We start from the raw sequence: 15,561 nt of genomic DNA, 5'->3' as shown, positions 1-15,561 counted from the left end.
CAGGTTTTTTTGGTTGCTGGCATTACTCGGTAATCTCTTCAACGATCACGACCGGCGTTCCGGGCGAGACCGCCTGTCCCGCTTCCCGACGCACGTCCACCACGCGTCCGGTTACGGGGCTCAGTAATTCGATTTCCATCTTCATGGATTCAATAACCGCCACAGGCCGCTGGGCATCGATGGTGTCGCCTGGCTTGACCAGGCACTCCCAGAGGTTGCCGGCTACGTGGCTTTCCACCGCGTGCTGGCCTGCCGGAAGGTTGGCAATGTCGTCTTCGCCGGTGTCCTCGATCGGTGCCTCGGAACTGAAGTTGATCTGGCCAGACTCGATCCAGCGCTGCAGTTCCTCGTCGAAGGCTTGTTTGCGCTTCGCTGTGAAGGTCTGGATTTCCTCGTCGTTGTTCGCCAGAAACTGCTCGTAATCCTTCAGGTTGAAGCGGGTTTCCTCGACCTTTATCGGGTAGTCGCCATTGGGAAAGTCCCGCCGGATCTGCTGCAGTTCTTCGGCACTGACCTCGTAGAAGCGCACCTGGTCAAAGAACCGAAGCAGCCAGGGCTTGCCAGCCTCGAACAGGTCGGTCGTGCGGTAGCGGTTCCACATCTGCAGGGTGCGACCAACAAACTGGTAGCCGCCTGGGCCCTCCATGCCGTAGATGCACAGGTACGCGCCGCCGATGCCTACGGAATTTTCCGCGGTCCAGGTCCGTGCCGGATTGTATTTGGTGGTCACCAGCCGGTGCCGAGGATCCAGCGGCGTGGCCACCGGCGCGCCCAGATAAACATCGCCCAGGCCCATGACCAGATAGCTCGCCTCGAAAAGCGTCTTCTTCACCTCCTCTATGCTGTCCAGCCCGTTAATACGGCGGATGAATTCCAGGTTGCTCGGGCACCAGGGGGCGTCCTTGCGCACCGACTGCATGTATTTCGCGATGGCGGTCTGGCAGGCCTCGTCATCCCAGGACAGGGGCAGGTGCACGATGCGTGCTGGCACATCCCACTCGGGCTGCTTTTCCAGTTCTTTTTCAGCGCTGATCAGCAGATCCAGCAGCGTGCGCTGGTTTAGTTTCTGGCTGTCGTAATGCACCTGCAGGGAGCGGATGCCGGGGGTCAGCTCCAGAATGGCATCGTGATCCTGATCGCGCAGCCACAGCATCAGCGCGTGGGCGCGGAAGCGCAGACGGATATCCAGTTCCATCGGGCCGTATTCCACCAGCACGTAATTGTCGCCGGCGGCCCGGTAGACCACCCCTGTTTCATGCTCGTTGACGCTCAGCGAGTCCAGAATCGGGGTGGTTGGCTTGATGGGTTTGATGTGGGCCGTAGCGGCGGTCAGTGTTGCTACGGACTCGTCCAGCGCTTCCCTCAGAGCCACGGCCTGGTCCTGGCTTACCGGTACAAACTTCACCTTGTCACCGGCTTTCAGCTGGCCCAGTTTCCAGAGGTCAGCGCTGATGACGGTCACCGGGCAGACAAAGCCGCCCAGGCTGGGGCCATCGGGACCGAGAATGACCGGCATATCGCCCGTGAAATCCACGGTGCCAACTGCGTAGGCGTTGTCGTGGATATTGGACGGATGCATGCCGGCCTCGCCGCCATCACTGCGCGCCCATTCCGGTTTCGGGCCAATCAGGCGAACGCCGGTGCGGCTCGAGTTGTAGTGAATCTCCCAGTCGCTGGCGAAGAAGGTGTCTATGTCTTCTCCAGTGAAGTAATCCGGCGCGCCGTGGGGGCCATAGGTGACGTGCAGTTTCCAGGTTTTGCCGATGGTCGGTTTCAGTTCGGCAGGAAGGGCTGTCAGACCGGTTGGTTCCGAATCCGCCAGGGCCAGCACATCGCCGGCCCGCAAGGCGCGACCACAATGGCCGCCGAACTGGCCAAGGGTAAAGGTGCTGCAGGAGGTCAGATACTCGGGGCAGTCCAGCCCACCGCGGAACAGCACGTAGGCCCGGGCGCCGTCCGCCTTGGTGGCGCCCAGCTTCAGGGTAGCGCCGGCGGGCACGTCGATCACCTGCCAGGAAGCCAAGGGCTGATCATCCAGTGTGGCGTCCAGCTGGGCGCCCGTCAGCGCAATCTGGGTGGCGCGGTTGAAAGTGAGCACTGGTCCCTTCAGGGTGATTTCCAGGCCTGGAGCCCCTTCCGGATTGCCCAGCAGTCGATTGCCAAGCCGGAACGAATAACTGTCGAAAGGACCCGACGGTGGTACGCCAATTTCCCAGTAGCCGATGCGCCCGGGGTAGTCCTGGATGGTGGTCAGGGTGCCGCAACTGAGCACATCCACGGTGGCCGGCTGGTAATTGAATTCGTTGAGGGTTCGAGTAAACAGTCTGCCCTCGGCAAAGCGCGGGTCGTCCAGTACCTGGCGCACGTATTTCAGGTTGGTCTCGATGCCATAGAGCTGGCTGTCGTCGAGTGCCTGCATCAACCGCTGGCGGGCCGATTCGCGATCGGCCTCATGCACAATCACCTTGGCGAGCATGGGATCATAAAGCGGCGACACCTTTGTGCCCGGCTGAATCCAGGTATCGATTCGCAGTGCCTCGTCCTCGGGCCAGGCCACGTTGGTGAGCAGGCCGGCTCCGGGCTGGAAATCCTTGTTGGGGTCTTCCGCATAGATCCGGGCCTGGATGGCGTGGCCGGAAGGCGCGAGGTTGCTGCCCAGTTTTGCCAGGTCGGGCAGGGTACCTGCGCCCAGTTCCACCATCCATCGGACCAGATCCACGCCACAAACCTGCTCGGTCACACCGTGCTCCACCTGTAAGCGGGTATTCACTTCCAGGAAGTAGAACTCGGTGGTGTCCGGGTCGTAGATAAATTCCACGGTGCCGGCACTGCGGTAGGCAATGCTCTCGCCCAACTGACGGGCGGTCGCGTGCATGCGGGTTCGGACGTCTTCGGTGAGCCCGGGTGCCGGAGCTTCTTCAATCACCTTCTGGTTGCGACGTTGGGCGGAGCAGTCCCGCTCGCCCAGTGCCAGCACCTGACCTTCGCCATTGCCAAACAGCTGCACTTCCACATGGCGGGCATGTTCCACGAATTTTTCCAGGAACACGCCGCTGTTGCTGAAGTTGTTCTGGCTCAGGCGCTGGACCGACTCGAAGCTCTTGCCCAGATCGTCCGGGCTGTAGCAGCGGGACATGCCAATGCCGCCACCGCCGGCGGTGCTTTTCAGCATCACCGGGTAGCCGATGGTGTCGGCGGCTTTTAGCGCTTCCTCCAGATTGGTCAGCAAACCGGTGCCTGGTAGCAGTGGTACGCCGGCGCTTTCAGCCAGTGACCGTGCCGTATGCTTGAGACCGAATTGCTCCATCTGCTCGGGCGTCGGGCCCAGGAAGACCACGCCCTCGGCGTCACAGCGTCGGGCAAAATCGGCGTTTTCGCTCAGGAAGCCGTAGCCGGGGTGGATGGCGCCGGCGCCGCTCTTTCGGATTACCTCGAACAGTTTGTCCTGATCCAGGTAAGTGGTCGCTGCCGGGCCGTCTCCCAGGGAATACGCCTCGTCCGCCTGCCGTACGTGAAGCGAATCGGAATCCGCTTCGGCGTAGACGGCAACCGAGGTCAGCCCCATGTCACGCAGCGTGCGAATAACCCGGCAGGCGATGGCGCCGCGGTTGGCGATCAGGACCTTTGAGAATCTGCAGCTCAGCTCCATACCAGCACCTCAATCGGTGTCGGGTTCCAGCCGTTGCAGGGATTGTTGAGCTGCGGGCAGTTGGAGATCATCACCAGAACGTCCATCTTCGCTTCCAGCTCCACGTATTTGCCGGCATCGGAAATCCCGTCCGCGAAGGTGAGTCCGCCGTCGGCCGTGACCGGGACATTCATGAAGAAGTTGATGTTGTGGGTGATGTCCCGTTTGCTCATGCCCAGTTCTTCATGTTCGGTGACGGCCACCAGCCAGCTGTCCCGGCAGGCGTGCATGCACTTTTTCTCAAGGGCGTAACGGGTGGTGTTGCTCTCTGCCGCGCAGGCGCCGCCCAGGGTGTCGTGCCTGCCGCAGGTATCGGCGGTGATTTCCAGCATTACGTTGTTTTCAGAGGACATCAGCTTCGAGCCGGCGGTCAGGTAGACGTTGCCCTGCTCACGGATGGTGTCCACGGCGCTGTAGCGTTCGGTCGGATTTTGGGCGTTGTAGAACAGGGTGTCGGCGGCCTGGTTGCCTTCCAGATCGAGGATCCGGACGGTCTCGCCGGCTTTTACCACTTTCAGGAAATACTCGCCCGCCGGTACGGTTTCACGGAAGGCGGCGTTTTCAGGCTTCAATACGCTTTGCTTGATCATTTCCGGCCTCCGTTACTGGAACAGGTGGTACAGGGCGTTATTGGCGAAGGCCCGGGTGGCCTCGGGGGACGACGTCTTGCAGGGATCGGCATCGGTTACCGGGGCCGCCTTGAACAACTGGTACCGCAGCGGATGGCTGGGATACTCGCTGGCCGGGTTCATCGGATGCGGGCAGGTGTGCAGCACCACGATGGTGTCCATTTCAAAGCGCAGGTCGACGGTGGCGCCCGCGTGGGAGTGACCCTCGGAGAAGACCATGTTGCCGTCGTCATCTGTTTTTACTTTGCTGAACCAGTTCAGATTGGCGGTCAGGTCTTTCTTGCCGAGGCCGTACTTGGCCAGTTCGTTCAGGAAACTGGTGAAGCCGTTGCGGTGGTAATGGTTGTGAGCTTCCTGATAGGTCTTCTTGCCCCAGCGCTTTTCCACCAGATCGGCATTGCAGGTGCCAGCGACGGTATCGTGCCAGCCAAGATCATCGCGGATGATGGAGGCAAACACCCGGCCCATGTCCGAGAGGAGCACGTGGCCTTTAGTTAGCAGGAAGGTGTGCTGGTTCTTCAGGGTGTCCGGCATGTTGTACCGCTCGAGCGGGTTCTCGGGGTTGTACATCAACATGCCGACGTTGGTCCCGCCGGTTTCGTCAATCAGGCGCAGCACATGGCCACGGCGCACGATAAAGGACCAGTGGGATCCGCCGGGAATCAGATCGTCGTAGAGGGGGGCTGCGGTTTGCAACATGGCCTTTTCCTCCTGGTTAGGGCATCCAAAATAGCGAGAGGCGTCAGTAACTGAGCGATCCTCCCGGGCTTTTGTCCCGCCGTGTAACCTTGGAAAAGGTCGTCAACTCTCGGACCAGTCGCCTGCGTTTGTGGTTGCAGACCGGAACCCTAGTTGACCATTGGTCAGATTGTGGCGCTTTGATTGTGGTTTCAGTAACCGACGTCTCGCTGCGTGCTGAATGTACTGCAGAGTCCATGCCAATCGGCAAGTCACTGATTTTATTAAGGTGGAAGTTCCGGGGTGGGGCAGTGTTGCTTCCTGCCTGGGCGGGCGCACCGTTTTTGTGCATCGGTCAGTGCGCTTCCAGTGCATTTATTTTCGGAGTCTGATTCCAGAGCCAGACCACTGATGGCATGGCCTTCAAGCCATCTACTACCAAGGGAGGAGTTTTTCGCCTCCATCGCATCATTCAAACCTTGGGAATTGGGGTCTACATTGAATGGGTAAACGCGAAAGGCCGCGTTGCCCTGCGACAAACACAACAAGAGGTCGAGATCATGATCTACGCACAACCAGGAAAGGATGGCTCCGTCGTTTCTTTCAAATCCCGTTACGAGAACTACATCGGTGGCGAGTGGGTTGCCCCGGTAAAAGGCCAGTATTTCGAGAACATCACACCGGTCACTGGCAATGTGATCTGTGAAATTCCGCGCTCCAGTGCAGAAGATATTGATCTGGCTCTGGATGCAGCGCACAAGGCGGCACCCGCGTGGGGCAAGACGTCGCCCACCGAGCGTTCCAACATCCTTCTGAAAATTGCGGATCGTATCGAGGCCAACCTCGAGAAGCTCGCAGTTGCAGAAACCTGGGACAACGGCAAGGCCGTGCGCGAAACCCTGAACGCCGACATTCCTCTCGCGGCTGATCACTTCCGCTACTTTGCGGGTTGTCTGCGTGCCCAGGAAGGCCATATGGGCGAGATCGACCACAACACCGTGGCGTACCATTTCCATGAGCCGCTGGGTGTCGTTGGCCAGATCATTCCATGGAACTTCCCGATTCTGATGGCGGCCTGGAAACTGGGCCCCTGTCTGGCTGCGGGTAACTGCACCGTGCTGAAGCCTGCCGAGCAGACGCCTGCCAGCATCCTGGTACTGATGGAAATCATTGGTGACCTGCTGCCGCCGGGCGTGCTGAACATTGTTAACGGCTACGGCATCGAGGCCGGCCAGGCCCTGGCCACCAGCAAGCGTATTGCCAAGATTGCCTTCACCGGCTCAACCCCGGTTGGCTCCCACATCCTCAAGTGCGCGGCTGAAAACATTATCCCGTCCACAGTGGAGCTGGGTGGTAAATCCCCGAACATCTACTTCTCCGACGTGATGAAGGCCGAGCCGGAATTCATCGACAAGTGCGTGGAAGGTCTGGTTCTGGCGTTCTTCAACCAGGGCGAAGTCTGCACCTGTCCGTCACGGGCACTGGTCCAGGAAGACATGTTCGAAGAGTTCATGCAGAAGGTGGTTCAGCGCACCAAGTCGATCAAGCGTGGCAACCCGCTGGACACCGATGTTCAGGTAGGTGCCCAGGCGTCGAAAGAACAGTTCGACAAAATCATGTCTTACCTTGCCATTGGTAAGGAAGAGGGCGCTGTGGTGCTGACTGGCGGCGACCGCGAGCATCTGGATGAAGAGTTCAACAATGGCTTCTACATCCAGCCCACCCTGTTCAAGGGTGACAACAAGATGCGCGTGTTCCAGGAAGAAATCTTCGGACCGGTCGTGGGCGTTACCACCTTCAAGACCGAGGAAGAAGCCCTGGCCATCGCCAACGACACCGAGTTTGGTCTGGGTGCCGGCGTATGGACCCGCGACACCAATCTCGCCTACCGGATGGGCCGCAACATCCAGGCCGGTCGGGTGTGGATGAACTGCTACCACGCTTACCCGGCTCATGCTGCCTTCGGTGGTTACAAGAAGTCTGGCGTCGGCCGTGAAACCCACAAGATGGCGCTCGAGCACTACCAGCAGACCAAGTGCATGCTGGTGAGCTACGACACCAACCCGCTGGGTTTCTTCTGAATCTGTGAGCGGTAAGCGGGCCTCCCACACGGGCCCGCCTGTGAGTCAGCACAGTGGACGTGCACCTTCATCCCCCGGTGTCTGGCCGGGGCGACTCTCTGACGAGAGTTCGGGTTTTTCTGTCACTCTCTTTTGGCCCTTCCCAGGGCCTTTTTTCGTTTCAGACCAGGGCGCCAGTCTGCAGCTGGTTTTTGCGACCTAGGGAGGCACCAAAACAGTTCCAAAGTACCATATTGGCCCCTTGCCCCGGCCGATAGGATGGGAACTGGGTTATCGGCAATGTCGTTGATTCACCCGCAATGCGCTAACAATCATGACAATAGAGGTGAGCATTATGTGGACCAAACCAGCCTACGAAGATCTCCGCATCGGTTTCGAAGTCACCATGTACTTCGCCAATCGCTGAGTGCTGAAGCGGCCAGCCTCGAGCTGGCCGTTTTGCTTGTGGAATGACCCACCATGTTGATTCACGTTCTGGGCTCCGCCGCCGGCGGTGGCTTTCCCCAGTGGAACTGTAACTGCGCCAACTGCGACGGCTTCCGCAAGGGCACCCTGAACGCCCGGGCCCGCACCCAGTCTTCCATTGCCATCAGTGAAGACGGCGAGCACTGGATTCTGTTCAACGCGTCCCCCGACATTCGTGCCCAGCTGGCTTCTTTCGAAGCGATGCAGCCGGCCCGGGCTCTGCGCGATACCGGCATTGATGCCATCGTGCTGATGGATAGCCAGGTGGACCACACCACCGGTTTATTGTCGCTGCGCGAGGGGTTGCCGATGGACGTCTGGTGTACCGAACAGGTGCATGAAGACCTCAGCGGTGGTTTTCCGCTGTTCACCATGCTTGAGCACTGGAACGGTGGCCTGAACTGGCGACGCATTGAGGCGTCCGAGCAGGCGCCCTTTACCATTCCCTGCGCACCGTCCATCGAGCTGACCGCCATTCCGCTGCTGAGCAACGCACCCCCGTATTCACCGCGTCGGGACAACCCGCACCCGGGCGATAACATTGGCCTTTTCCTGAAAGACACCCGCACCGGTCAAACCGTGCTCTATGCCCCGGGCCTGGGTGAGCCGGACGACCGTATTCTCGGCTGGATGCGCCTGGCCGACGTGCTGATGGTGGACGGGACCGTCTGGCACGACGACGAGATGATCCGCCAGGAAGTAGGCACCAAGACCGGCCAGGCCATGGGTCATCTGGCCCAGAGCGGCCCGGGTGGCATGATCGAGGTGCTCGACGCCATGCCGGCCCAGCGCAAGATCCTGATACACATCAACAATACCAACCCGATCCTGAACGAGGACTCCCCGGAGCGGGCGGAGCTGACCCGCCACGGCATCGAGGTGTCCTGGGATGGGATGCACATCGACCTGTCGGGGCAGCCATGAACGCCAAAGCAAACACCGCCATGAACCGGATGGATTTCGAGCAGGCCCTGCGCGCCAAGGGCCAGTACTACCACATCCACCACCCCTACCATAAAGCCATGTACGGCGGGCAGTGCACGCCTGAACAGATCCGCGGCTGGGTGGCCAACCGGTACTACTACCAGATCAAGATTCCCCAGAAAGACTCCGCCATCATGGCCAACTGCCCGGACGCCGGTGTCCGCCGGCTCTGGCTACAGCGGATTCTGGATCACGATGGCCACGACGGTGACGTTGGCGGCATCGAAGCGTGGCTGTCTCTGGCCGAGGCGGTGGGCCTTAGCCGGGAAGAGGTGATCGACCAGCGCCACGTGCTGCCGGGGGTACGCTTTGCCGTGGACGCCTACCTGAACTTCGCCCGCCGGGCGACCTGGCAGGAGGCGGCCTGTTCGTCCCTGACCGAGCTGTTTGCCCCGGAAATCCACCAGTCCCGACTGGACAGCTGGCCCGCCCACTATCCGTGGATTGAAGAGAGCGGCTACAGCTACTTCCGCAAACGTCTGTCCGAAGCCAGAAGAGATGTGGAACATGGCCTGACCATCACCCTGGACCACTTCACCACCGAGGCCCAGCAGGCCCGGGCCCTGGAGATCCTGCAGTTCAAGCTGGATATCCTCTGGACCATGCTGGATGCCATGACCATGGCATACGGCCACCGCACCCCGCCGTACCACACCGTGACCGACGAACAGGTCTGGCACCGGGGGCTGTAATGGAGCTGGGTATGCATGAGGTACCGCGTTTCCGGCGAGGATTCCGGTTCCAGTGGGAGCCGGCCCAAGAGAGTTATGTGCTGCTTTATCCGGAAGGAATGGTGAAGCTCAATGGCAGCGCCGGCGCGATTCTCAACGAAGTGGATGGCCAGCGCAGTGTGGCGGATATCGTCACCAAGCTGGAACAGCAGTTCCCGGACGCCGGCCCGCTTGGCAAGGACGTCAGCGATTTCCTGCAGGATGCCCGGCAACAACACTGGATTGAACTGTCATGAGCCGTATCGAGACTGCCGAACCGATCACGCCGGCTAATCCTCATAATGCCGGGCCGCCCCTGTGGTTGCTGGCAGAGCTCACGTATCGCTGCCCGCTGCAGTGCCCCTATTGCTCCAACCCGCTGGACTTTGCCCAGACTCAAAAAGAGCTGACCACCGAGGAGTGGGTAAGCGTGCTTCGTCAGGGCCGGAAAATGGGCGCGGCCCAACTGGGCTTCTCCGGGGGCGAACCCCTGGTCCGCCAGGACCTCGCGGAGCTGATCGCCGAGGCGCGGCACCTGGGGTATTACACCAACCTGATTACTTCAGGGCTGGGCCTGACCGAAGCGAAAGTGGATGCCTTTGCCGAGGCCGGGCTGGACCATATCCAGGTCAGCTTCCAGGCGTCCGACCCGGAGCTGAACAACGCCGTGGCCGGCTCCCGAAAGGCCTTTGACCAGAAGCTGGCCATGGCCCGGGCCGTGAAGGAAGCCGGCTATCCCATGGTGCTCAACTTCGTGATCCACCGCCACAACATCCACCAGATGAACGACATCATGTCCCTGTGCGAGCGCCTGGGGGCGGACTACGTCGAGCTGGCCACCTGCCAGTATTACGGCTGGGCCTTCGAAAACCGGGAAGGGTTGATGCCTTCCAAAGCGCAGCTGGTCAGGGCAGAGCAGGAGGTGAATCAGTACCGCGAACGTCTGCGGCAATCCGGCTCGGCCATGAAGCTGATCTTCGTCACGCCGGACTACTACGAAGAGCGCCCGAAAGCCTGCATGAACGGCTGGGGCAATCTGTTTCTGACGGTCGCGCCGGACGGCACCGCGCTTCCGTGCCACAGCGCCCGTTTGCTACCCATCGACTTCCCAAATGTCCGAGACATGGATCTTCAAAGCATCTGGTATGACAGCCCGGGGTTCAACCACTACCGTGGCGACAGCTGGATGCCGGAGCCCTGCCGTTCCTGCGATGAAAAGGAAAAAGACTTTGGTGGCTGTCGCTGCCAAGCCTACCTTTTGACCGGCAATGCCGATAACGCAGATCCAGTATGCAGCAAATCGTCGTATCATGATCGAATACTGGCAGCGCGGAAAGCTGCCGATCACGCCACGGCCGGCCTGACTGAACTGGTTTATCGAAATGCGGACAATTCACGGCTTTTCTTTCGGGGTTAACAGCTCCGTCATTGAATCTGCACTGGGCGGCCATCAAAACGACAGAACGGTGCTGAGTGCCTATGAGGCCTGCTCTGCCCATATCCAGCGCGGGGAGCTGAAGGTATCCTCGGCGGGTGTGTTCTGGCTGGAAACGGATCCGGCACGCGGCTGCAATATCCTCTGTCATCTCACTGAGCAGGGACCGGTTCGTCTTGGACCCGATTCTCTTGGCATCCGCAGCCGGGTAAATGGCTACGGTGGCGGCGCCCTGGCAGCTGGCGACAATGGCGTGTTCGTGGTTAGCGAGGATCAACAGATACGGTTTGTCAGTCTGGCTGGCGGCGAGTGCGTTCGCCTGACCGATGACCCGGAGGCGGCCTACGGTGGGTTGGTCGCTGACCAGTCCCGTAATCGAGTGCTCGCGGTGCGGGAAGCGGAAGGTCAACAGCAGCTGGTTGCCGTCTCCATGCAGGGCGAACGCTCGGTCCTTCATGCCGGACTGGATTTTTACAGCGCGCCCGCGGTCTCGGCCGACGGAAACCAGGTTGCCTGGACCAGCTGGCAGCTGCCGGATATGCCGTGGCTGCGTACCCGCCTGTGGACCGCAAATCTTTCTGCAGATGGGCGGCTGGAGCAATGCCGGGAATGGCCCACACTTTCTGAGGCTTCGGTACAGCAGCCGGTGTTTGATGGCAACCAACTCTGGGTTTTGTCAGACCAGGAGGGTTGGTGGCAACCCTGGCATATCGATACTTCGGGCGAGGGAGGATGGCACGCCAGCGATTCGCCAGCCCGGGATCATGCCAATGCCCCCTGGCAGTTGGGCGAATCCCACCACTGCCCAACCGGCAGGGGCGGTTGGGCCAGGGTTCGTTATTGTAATGGCACGGGTGAGCTCTGGCTAAGCTCCGGCCAAACCGGTGAAGAAATCCGGGTTGCCCGGGACTTTGGCGACTTCCGTTGTCTGCAGTCGGCTGGCGAGCATCTCTACTGCATCGGACGCGCCGCCAGCCGCCTGGACGCCGTCCTCCAGATTGATCTCGAGATCGGCCAGGTCCGCACCATCGCCGGTGGCGAGGAAGCCATGCCAGAGGCGAGGGCGGCATTGCCGCTGGATATCGAGATTCCAGCCCTGAACCCGGGCGAAGCCTCTATCCATGGGTTTTTCTACACGCCCAAGCTGGCCACGCCAGACGTCCCGCCACTGATTCTGATTGCCCACGGAGGACCCACGTCGGCGGCCTATCCGGTGTTCAATCCCCAGGTTCAGTACTGGTGTCAGCGGGGCTTTGCCGTCGCTGAAATCAACTATCGAGGCAGCACCGGCTTTGGTCGTGAGTTCCGCCTGGCCCTGGAAGGGCGGTGGGGTGAAGTGGATGTCGCGGATATGGAGCGGGCGGCAGACCACCTGGCCTCCTTCGGCCTGGCTGATGGCAGCAGGGTGTTTATCCAGGGGCGCAGTTCCGGGGGTTACACGGCCCTGATGGCGATGATCCGAAGCCAGCGTTTTACCGCCGGAGCCAGCATGTTCGGCGTAACGGATCCCATGCGTTTACGGGCCATGACCCATCGCTTTGAATCCGGTTATCTGGATTGGCTGCTGGGCTCGCCAGAAAAATACCCGGAGCGTTGGCAGGAGAGAACGCCCCTGTTCCACGCCGAACGTATTACCGCGCCGATGATCTTTTTCCAGGGCGGACAGGACCGGGTTGTGGTGCCTGAGCAGACCCGGGCAATGACAGAGGCAATGAAAGCCGCGGGCAGGGCGCCGGAGCTGCATTGGTTTGAAGACGAGGGGCATGGTTTTCGCCGCCAGGCAAATCAGGCCGGCATGCTCGAATGGATGTTCAGCTTCTACCGAAAGCATAGCCAAAAGGCCAATGATCAGGCGGAGAACTTGAGTTAAACTCTCGGCTATTCCTATAACAACAAACGGTCGAGTGCAGTCTGATGAGTCACGATATATCCAGCTTGCGAAAGTTTGTTTCACCGGAAATTGTGTTTGGTGCCGGTTCCCGAAAGTCCGTGGCCAACTTCGCCAGTAATTTCGGTGCCCGGCATGTCTTTCTGGTGTCCGATCCGGGGGTAGCTGCCGCCGGCTGGGTCAATGAAATCGTCACGCTGCTGACCGATTCGGGTATCCGCTCGACCATTTATACCGGTGTTTCACCCAACCCCAAGGTGGATGAGGTGATGACCGGGGCCGAGCTCTACAAATCCAGTGAATGTGATGTCATCGTGGCCATCGGTGGCGGTAGCCCCATGGACTGCGCCAAGGGCATCGGTATTGTAGCCACCCACGGTCGCAGCATCCTGGAGTTCGAGGGCGTCGATACCATCACCAACCCGTCACCGCCCCTGATACTGATTCCGACCACGGCGGGCACCTCGGCGGATGTTTCCCAGTTCGCGATCATTTCCGACCCCAACCGCCGTTTCAAGTTCTCGATTATCAGCAAGGCCGTGGTGCCGGATGTGTCCCTGATCGATCCGGAAGTTACCGAGACCATGGACGCCTACCTCACCGCGTGCACCGGGGTAGATGCCCTGGTGCATGCCATTGAGGCTTACGTGTCGACTGGCAGCGGCCCGCTGACCGATACCCATGCCCTGGAGGCAATCCGGTTAATCAACCGGAATCTCGAGCCGCTGGTGGACAACACGGCAGATCCCTATCTCCGGGAGCAGATCATGCTGGCCTCCATGCAGGCGGGGCTGGCCTTCTCCAATGCCATTCTCGGGGCAGTACACGCCATGTCCCATAGCCTGGGTGGTTTCCTGGATTTGCCTCATGGTCTGTGTAATGCGCTTCTGCTGGAGCACGTGGTGGCTTACAACTTCCAGTCTGCCGAAGACCGTTTCCGCCGCGTTGCCGAAGCCATGGATATCGATACCCGGGGTATGAACAAAGCGGAAATCAAGAAGCGGCTGATGAACCGTATTGTGGAGCTCAAGCGGCGGGTTGGTCTCGAGGCCCGTCTTGCCCAGCTGGGTGTTTCGGTGTCCGACATTCCCCACCTGTCCGGCTTTGCGTTGCAGGATCCGTGCATTCTCACCAACCCCCGGAAGTCGTCGCTGCGGGATGTCCAGGTTGTCTATGAAGAAGCCCTCTGAACTCAAGGAAGGCGAACAGGACAGTAGCTACGGAATTGGCGATCTTCTCGGGCTGGGCAGTCAGTCCGTCCGCAAGAACTATTACCCCGCTCTGCAGGAGCGCATTGACGAGCTGGAGCAGGAACGCAACCGCTACAAGTGGCTGTTCGAGAACGCCCTGCACGGGATTTTCCAGGCCAACCTGCGGGGCGGTTTTCTGGCCTGCAATCCGGCCATGGCGAGGATCTGCGGTTACGACAGCCCCGAGGCGCTCACGGAAAAGGTCATCCGGCTCCGGGAACAGCTGTTCTGCAGTGCCAGTGAATTCGATGCCATACGTCAGGAGCTGCTTGATGAAGGCAGCCTGAGCGCCCGTGAGACCCGTTTCCGGCGTGCCGATCGCACACCGGTTCACGTTGCTGTCACCCTGTTGCGGCGCCCGGATCTTGGTCCGGAAGTGGTGGAGGCCTTCGTGGCCGACATCACAGAAAGGGTTCTCGCCAGGCAGAAGCTGGAGCAGCTGAACACCACTCTGGAGCGGCGCGTGGAAGAGCGAACCGAGGCGCTGCAGAATGCCAACGTTGGCTTGCGCTACCAGATCGAGGAGCGTGAGAAGGTAGAACGTGAGCTGGTGATTGCCATGGAGGCTGCCAAAGAGGCTAATCGCAGCAAGGACAAGTACCTTGCTGCAGCCAGCCACGACCTGCTCCAGCCCCTGAACGCCGCCCGGCTGATGATCTCCGCGCTGCAGGACAGCACGCTTCCCGAACAGGAAACCCGCATGGTTCACCAGGTGCATCGGGCTCTGGAGGGCGCCGAGGACCTGCTGGCGGACCTGCTGGATATTTCCAAGCTTGATCAGCAGGCCATGAAACCGGACCTGGTGTACACCGATGTGGCCGCCCTGGCCAGATCCCTGGGGGAGGAGTTCGAGGCCGTTGCCGCCAATTCCGGCCTGGGTTTCCGGGTTCGCACCATACCAGCGACGGTCCGGACAGATCAGCGCATGCTGACCCGTATCCTCCGAAATCTGCTCAGTAACGCCTTCCGGTACACCCGCAAGGGCGGTGTTGTCATGGCTTTGAGATCCCGCGGCGACCGTCTGCGGATTGAAGTCTGGGACACCGGTGTTGGCATCGAGGAAGACAAGCTCCGGGACATTTTCACCGAGTTTCACCAGCTGTTGCCCCAGGGCACCGGCGGCCGGCAGGGTGTGGGCCTGGGACTGGCCATCGTGGAACGGATGGTCCGGGTGCTGGGGTACGACATTGATGTGTCATCACGGCCCGGTCGTGGCTCCCGCTTCGTGCTGACCCTGCCGCTTGAACCAGCCCAGGCCAGACCGGATCTGGCTCGCGTAGATTCGCTCCAGAATTTCGCCGATGGCTTTGACGGTGTGCCGGTGCTGGTGATCGACAACGAGCCGGCGGTTCTGGAGAGCATGCAGTTGCTGCTGGAGAGGTGGGGCTGTGAGGTGCTGACGGCTGCCAGCAAGACCGAAGCCGTGGAGGTTCTGGAGCAAACCGGCCAGATACCGGCCATCATCCTCGCAGACTATCACCTGAACAACGAACGAACCGGCTATGATGCGGTGCACGGGGTGCGCCGCTATCTTGGCAAGGATATTCCTGCCGCCATCATTACCGCAGATCGCAGCGACGACACCCGCAAGATACTGCGCGCCCAGTACCTGCCGATCCTGAACAAACCGGTGAAACCCAACCGACTCAGGGCCCTGATGACCAGTCTGCTTACCTCCGCGTCGTCCTGACGCTCCTTCTAAAGGATTCCAGCATTCAACAGCCAAGTCCATTTCTGGCACTACCTGGAATCG

At 60.4% G+C, this 15,561-nt stretch carries 12 protein-coding genes and 1 riboswitch; of the genes, 9 read left to right on the top strand and 3 right to left on the bottom strand.

The annotated features are described in order from the left end of the window. Window positions 1–22: 22 nt before the first annotated feature. Genes uca through ACO06L_RS11135 form a run of 3 tightly spaced genes read right to left on the bottom strand, consistent with a single transcriptional unit; the run spans window position 23 to window position 5,016 of the window. A complete protein-coding gene (gene uca, locus ACO06L_RS11145; RefSeq protein ID WP_202348211.1) occupies window positions 23–3,649 on the bottom strand; it encodes an urea carboxylase in 3,627 nt (1,208 codons plus the stop codon). Beyond that, the gene (locus ACO06L_RS11140; RefSeq protein WP_202348212.1) at window positions 3,640–4,278 is read right to left on the bottom strand and encodes an urea amidolyase associated protein UAAP2; all 639 of its coding nucleotides are present in this window, start codon (window positions 4,276–4,278) and stop codon (window positions 3,640–3,642) included. Before ACO06L_RS11140 ends, uca begins: the two co-directional genes overlap by 10 nt. Window positions 4,279–4,290: 12 nt before the next feature. Then, on the bottom strand, window positions 4,291–5,016 hold the full coding sequence (locus ACO06L_RS11135) for an urea amidolyase associated protein UAAP1 (RefSeq protein WP_202348213.1): 726 nt from the start codon (window positions 5,014–5,016) through the stop codon (window positions 4,291–4,293). 58 nt (window positions 5,017–5,074) lie between these two features. Then, window positions 5,075–5,180, bottom strand: a riboswitch (guanidine-I (ykkC/yxkD leader). A 375-nt stretch (window positions 5,181–5,555) separates the two neighbouring features. On the opposite strand from ACO06L_RS11135, the gene ACO06L_RS11130 reads away from it, so the two are divergent. From ACO06L_RS11130 to ACO06L_RS11090, 9 genes are all read left to right on the top strand, one after another. After that, window positions 5,556–7,076 (top strand): aldehyde dehydrogenase family protein, encoded by a 1,521-nt coding sequence (locus ACO06L_RS11130; RefSeq protein ID WP_104321811.1) that lies wholly within the window; start codon window positions 5,556–5,558, stop codon window positions 7,074–7,076. A gap of 334 nt (window positions 7,077–7,410) precedes the next feature. Further along, a complete protein-coding gene (pqqA, locus tag ACO06L_RS11125) occupies window positions 7,411–7,482 on the top strand; it encodes a pyrroloquinoline quinone precursor peptide PqqA (RefSeq protein WP_007153157.1) in 72 nt (23 codons plus the stop codon). Between the two features lie 53 nt (window positions 7,483–7,535). Then, window positions 7,536–8,465: a pyrroloquinoline quinone biosynthesis protein PqqB gene (pqqB, locus tag ACO06L_RS11120; RefSeq protein ID WP_202348214.1), complete on the top strand. Its 930-nt coding sequence runs from the start codon at window positions 7,536–7,538 to the stop codon at window positions 8,463–8,465. Further along, window positions 8,462–9,217, top strand: a complete 756-nt coding sequence (pqqC, locus tag ACO06L_RS11115) for a pyrroloquinoline-quinone synthase PqqC (RefSeq protein WP_202348215.1) — start codon at window positions 8,462–8,464, stop codon at window positions 9,215–9,217. Before pqqB ends, pqqC begins: the two co-directional genes overlap by 4 nt. Then, window positions 9,217–9,492, top strand: a complete 276-nt coding sequence (gene pqqD / locus ACO06L_RS11110) for a pyrroloquinoline quinone biosynthesis peptide chaperone PqqD (protein ID WP_202348216.1) — start codon at window positions 9,217–9,219, stop codon at window positions 9,490–9,492. Before pqqC ends, pqqD begins: the two co-directional genes overlap by 1 nt. Beyond that, on the top strand, window positions 9,489–10,652 hold the full coding sequence (pqqE, locus tag ACO06L_RS11105; protein WP_202348217.1) for a pyrroloquinoline quinone biosynthesis protein PqqE: 1,164 nt from the start codon (window positions 9,489–9,491) through the stop codon (window positions 10,650–10,652). The genes pqqD and pqqE overlap by 4 nt, the downstream gene beginning before the upstream one ends. Next, complete coding sequence (locus tag ACO06L_RS11100) at window positions 10,618–12,540, top strand: S9 family peptidase (RefSeq protein ID WP_202348218.1); 1,923 nt, start codon at window positions 10,618–10,620, stop codon at window positions 12,538–12,540. Before pqqE ends, ACO06L_RS11100 begins: the two co-directional genes overlap by 35 nt. Before the next feature lie 44 nt (window positions 12,541–12,584). Beyond that, on the top strand, window positions 12,585–13,748 hold the full coding sequence (gene ercA, locus ACO06L_RS11095) for an alcohol dehydrogenase-like regulatory protein ErcA (protein WP_202348219.1): 1,164 nt from the start codon (window positions 12,585–12,587) through the stop codon (window positions 13,746–13,748). After that, window positions 13,732–15,498 (top strand): PAS domain-containing hybrid sensor histidine kinase/response regulator, encoded by a 1,767-nt coding sequence (locus ACO06L_RS11090; protein ID WP_202348220.1) that lies wholly within the window; start codon window positions 13,732–13,734, stop codon window positions 15,496–15,498. Before ercA ends, ACO06L_RS11090 begins: the two co-directional genes overlap by 17 nt. Window positions 15,499–15,561: the final 63 nt, after the last annotated feature.

Source organism: Marinobacter sp. (assembly GCF_965229985.1).
Taxonomy (GTDB): domain Bacteria; phylum Pseudomonadota; class Gammaproteobacteria; order Pseudomonadales; family Oleiphilaceae; genus Marinobacter.
Note: the sequence above shows the minus strand (reverse complement) of the source record. Positions and strands in the feature narration are given on the sequence as shown.

What these genes read in the sequence shown, in the direction of transcription:
- ACO06L_RS11140 (WP_202348212.1), bottom strand. Translation starts at nt 4,278, where the DNA reads ATGATCAAGCAAAGCGTATTGAAGCCTGAAAACGCCGCCTTCCGTGAA.
- ACO06L_RS11130 (WP_104321811.1), top strand. Translation starts at nt 5,556, where the DNA reads ATGATCTACGCACAACCAGGAAAGGATGGCTCCGTCGTTTCTTTCAAA.
- pqqC (WP_202348215.1), top strand. Translation starts at nt 8,462, where the DNA reads ATGAACGCCAAAGCAAACACCGCCATGAACCGGATGGATTTCGAGCAG.
- ercA (WP_202348219.1), top strand. Translation starts at nt 12,585, where the DNA reads ATGAGTCACGATATATCCAGCTTGCGAAAGTTTGTTTCACCGGAAATT.
- ACO06L_RS11100 (WP_202348218.1), top strand. Translation starts at nt 10,618, where the DNA reads ATGCGGACAATTCACGGCTTTTCTTTCGGGGTTAACAGCTCCGTCATT.
- ACO06L_RS11135 (WP_202348213.1), bottom strand. Translation starts at nt 5,016, where the DNA reads ATGTTGCAAACCGCAGCCCCCCTCTACGACGATCTGATTCCCGGCGGA.
- pqqD (WP_202348216.1), top strand. Translation starts at nt 9,217, where the DNA reads ATGGAGCTGGGTATGCATGAGGTACCGCGTTTCCGGCGAGGATTCCGG.
- uca (WP_202348211.1), bottom strand. Translation starts at nt 3,649, where the DNA reads ATGGAGCTGAGCTGCAGATTCTCAAAGGTCCTGATCGCCAACCGCGGC.
- ACO06L_RS11090 (WP_202348220.1), top strand. Translation starts at nt 13,732, where the DNA reads ATGAAGAAGCCCTCTGAACTCAAGGAAGGCGAACAGGACAGTAGCTAC.
- pqqB (WP_202348214.1), top strand. Translation starts at nt 7,536, where the DNA reads ATGTTGATTCACGTTCTGGGCTCCGCCGCCGGCGGTGGCTTTCCCCAG.
- pqqE (WP_202348217.1), top strand. Translation starts at nt 9,489, where the DNA reads ATGAGCCGTATCGAGACTGCCGAACCGATCACGCCGGCTAATCCTCAT.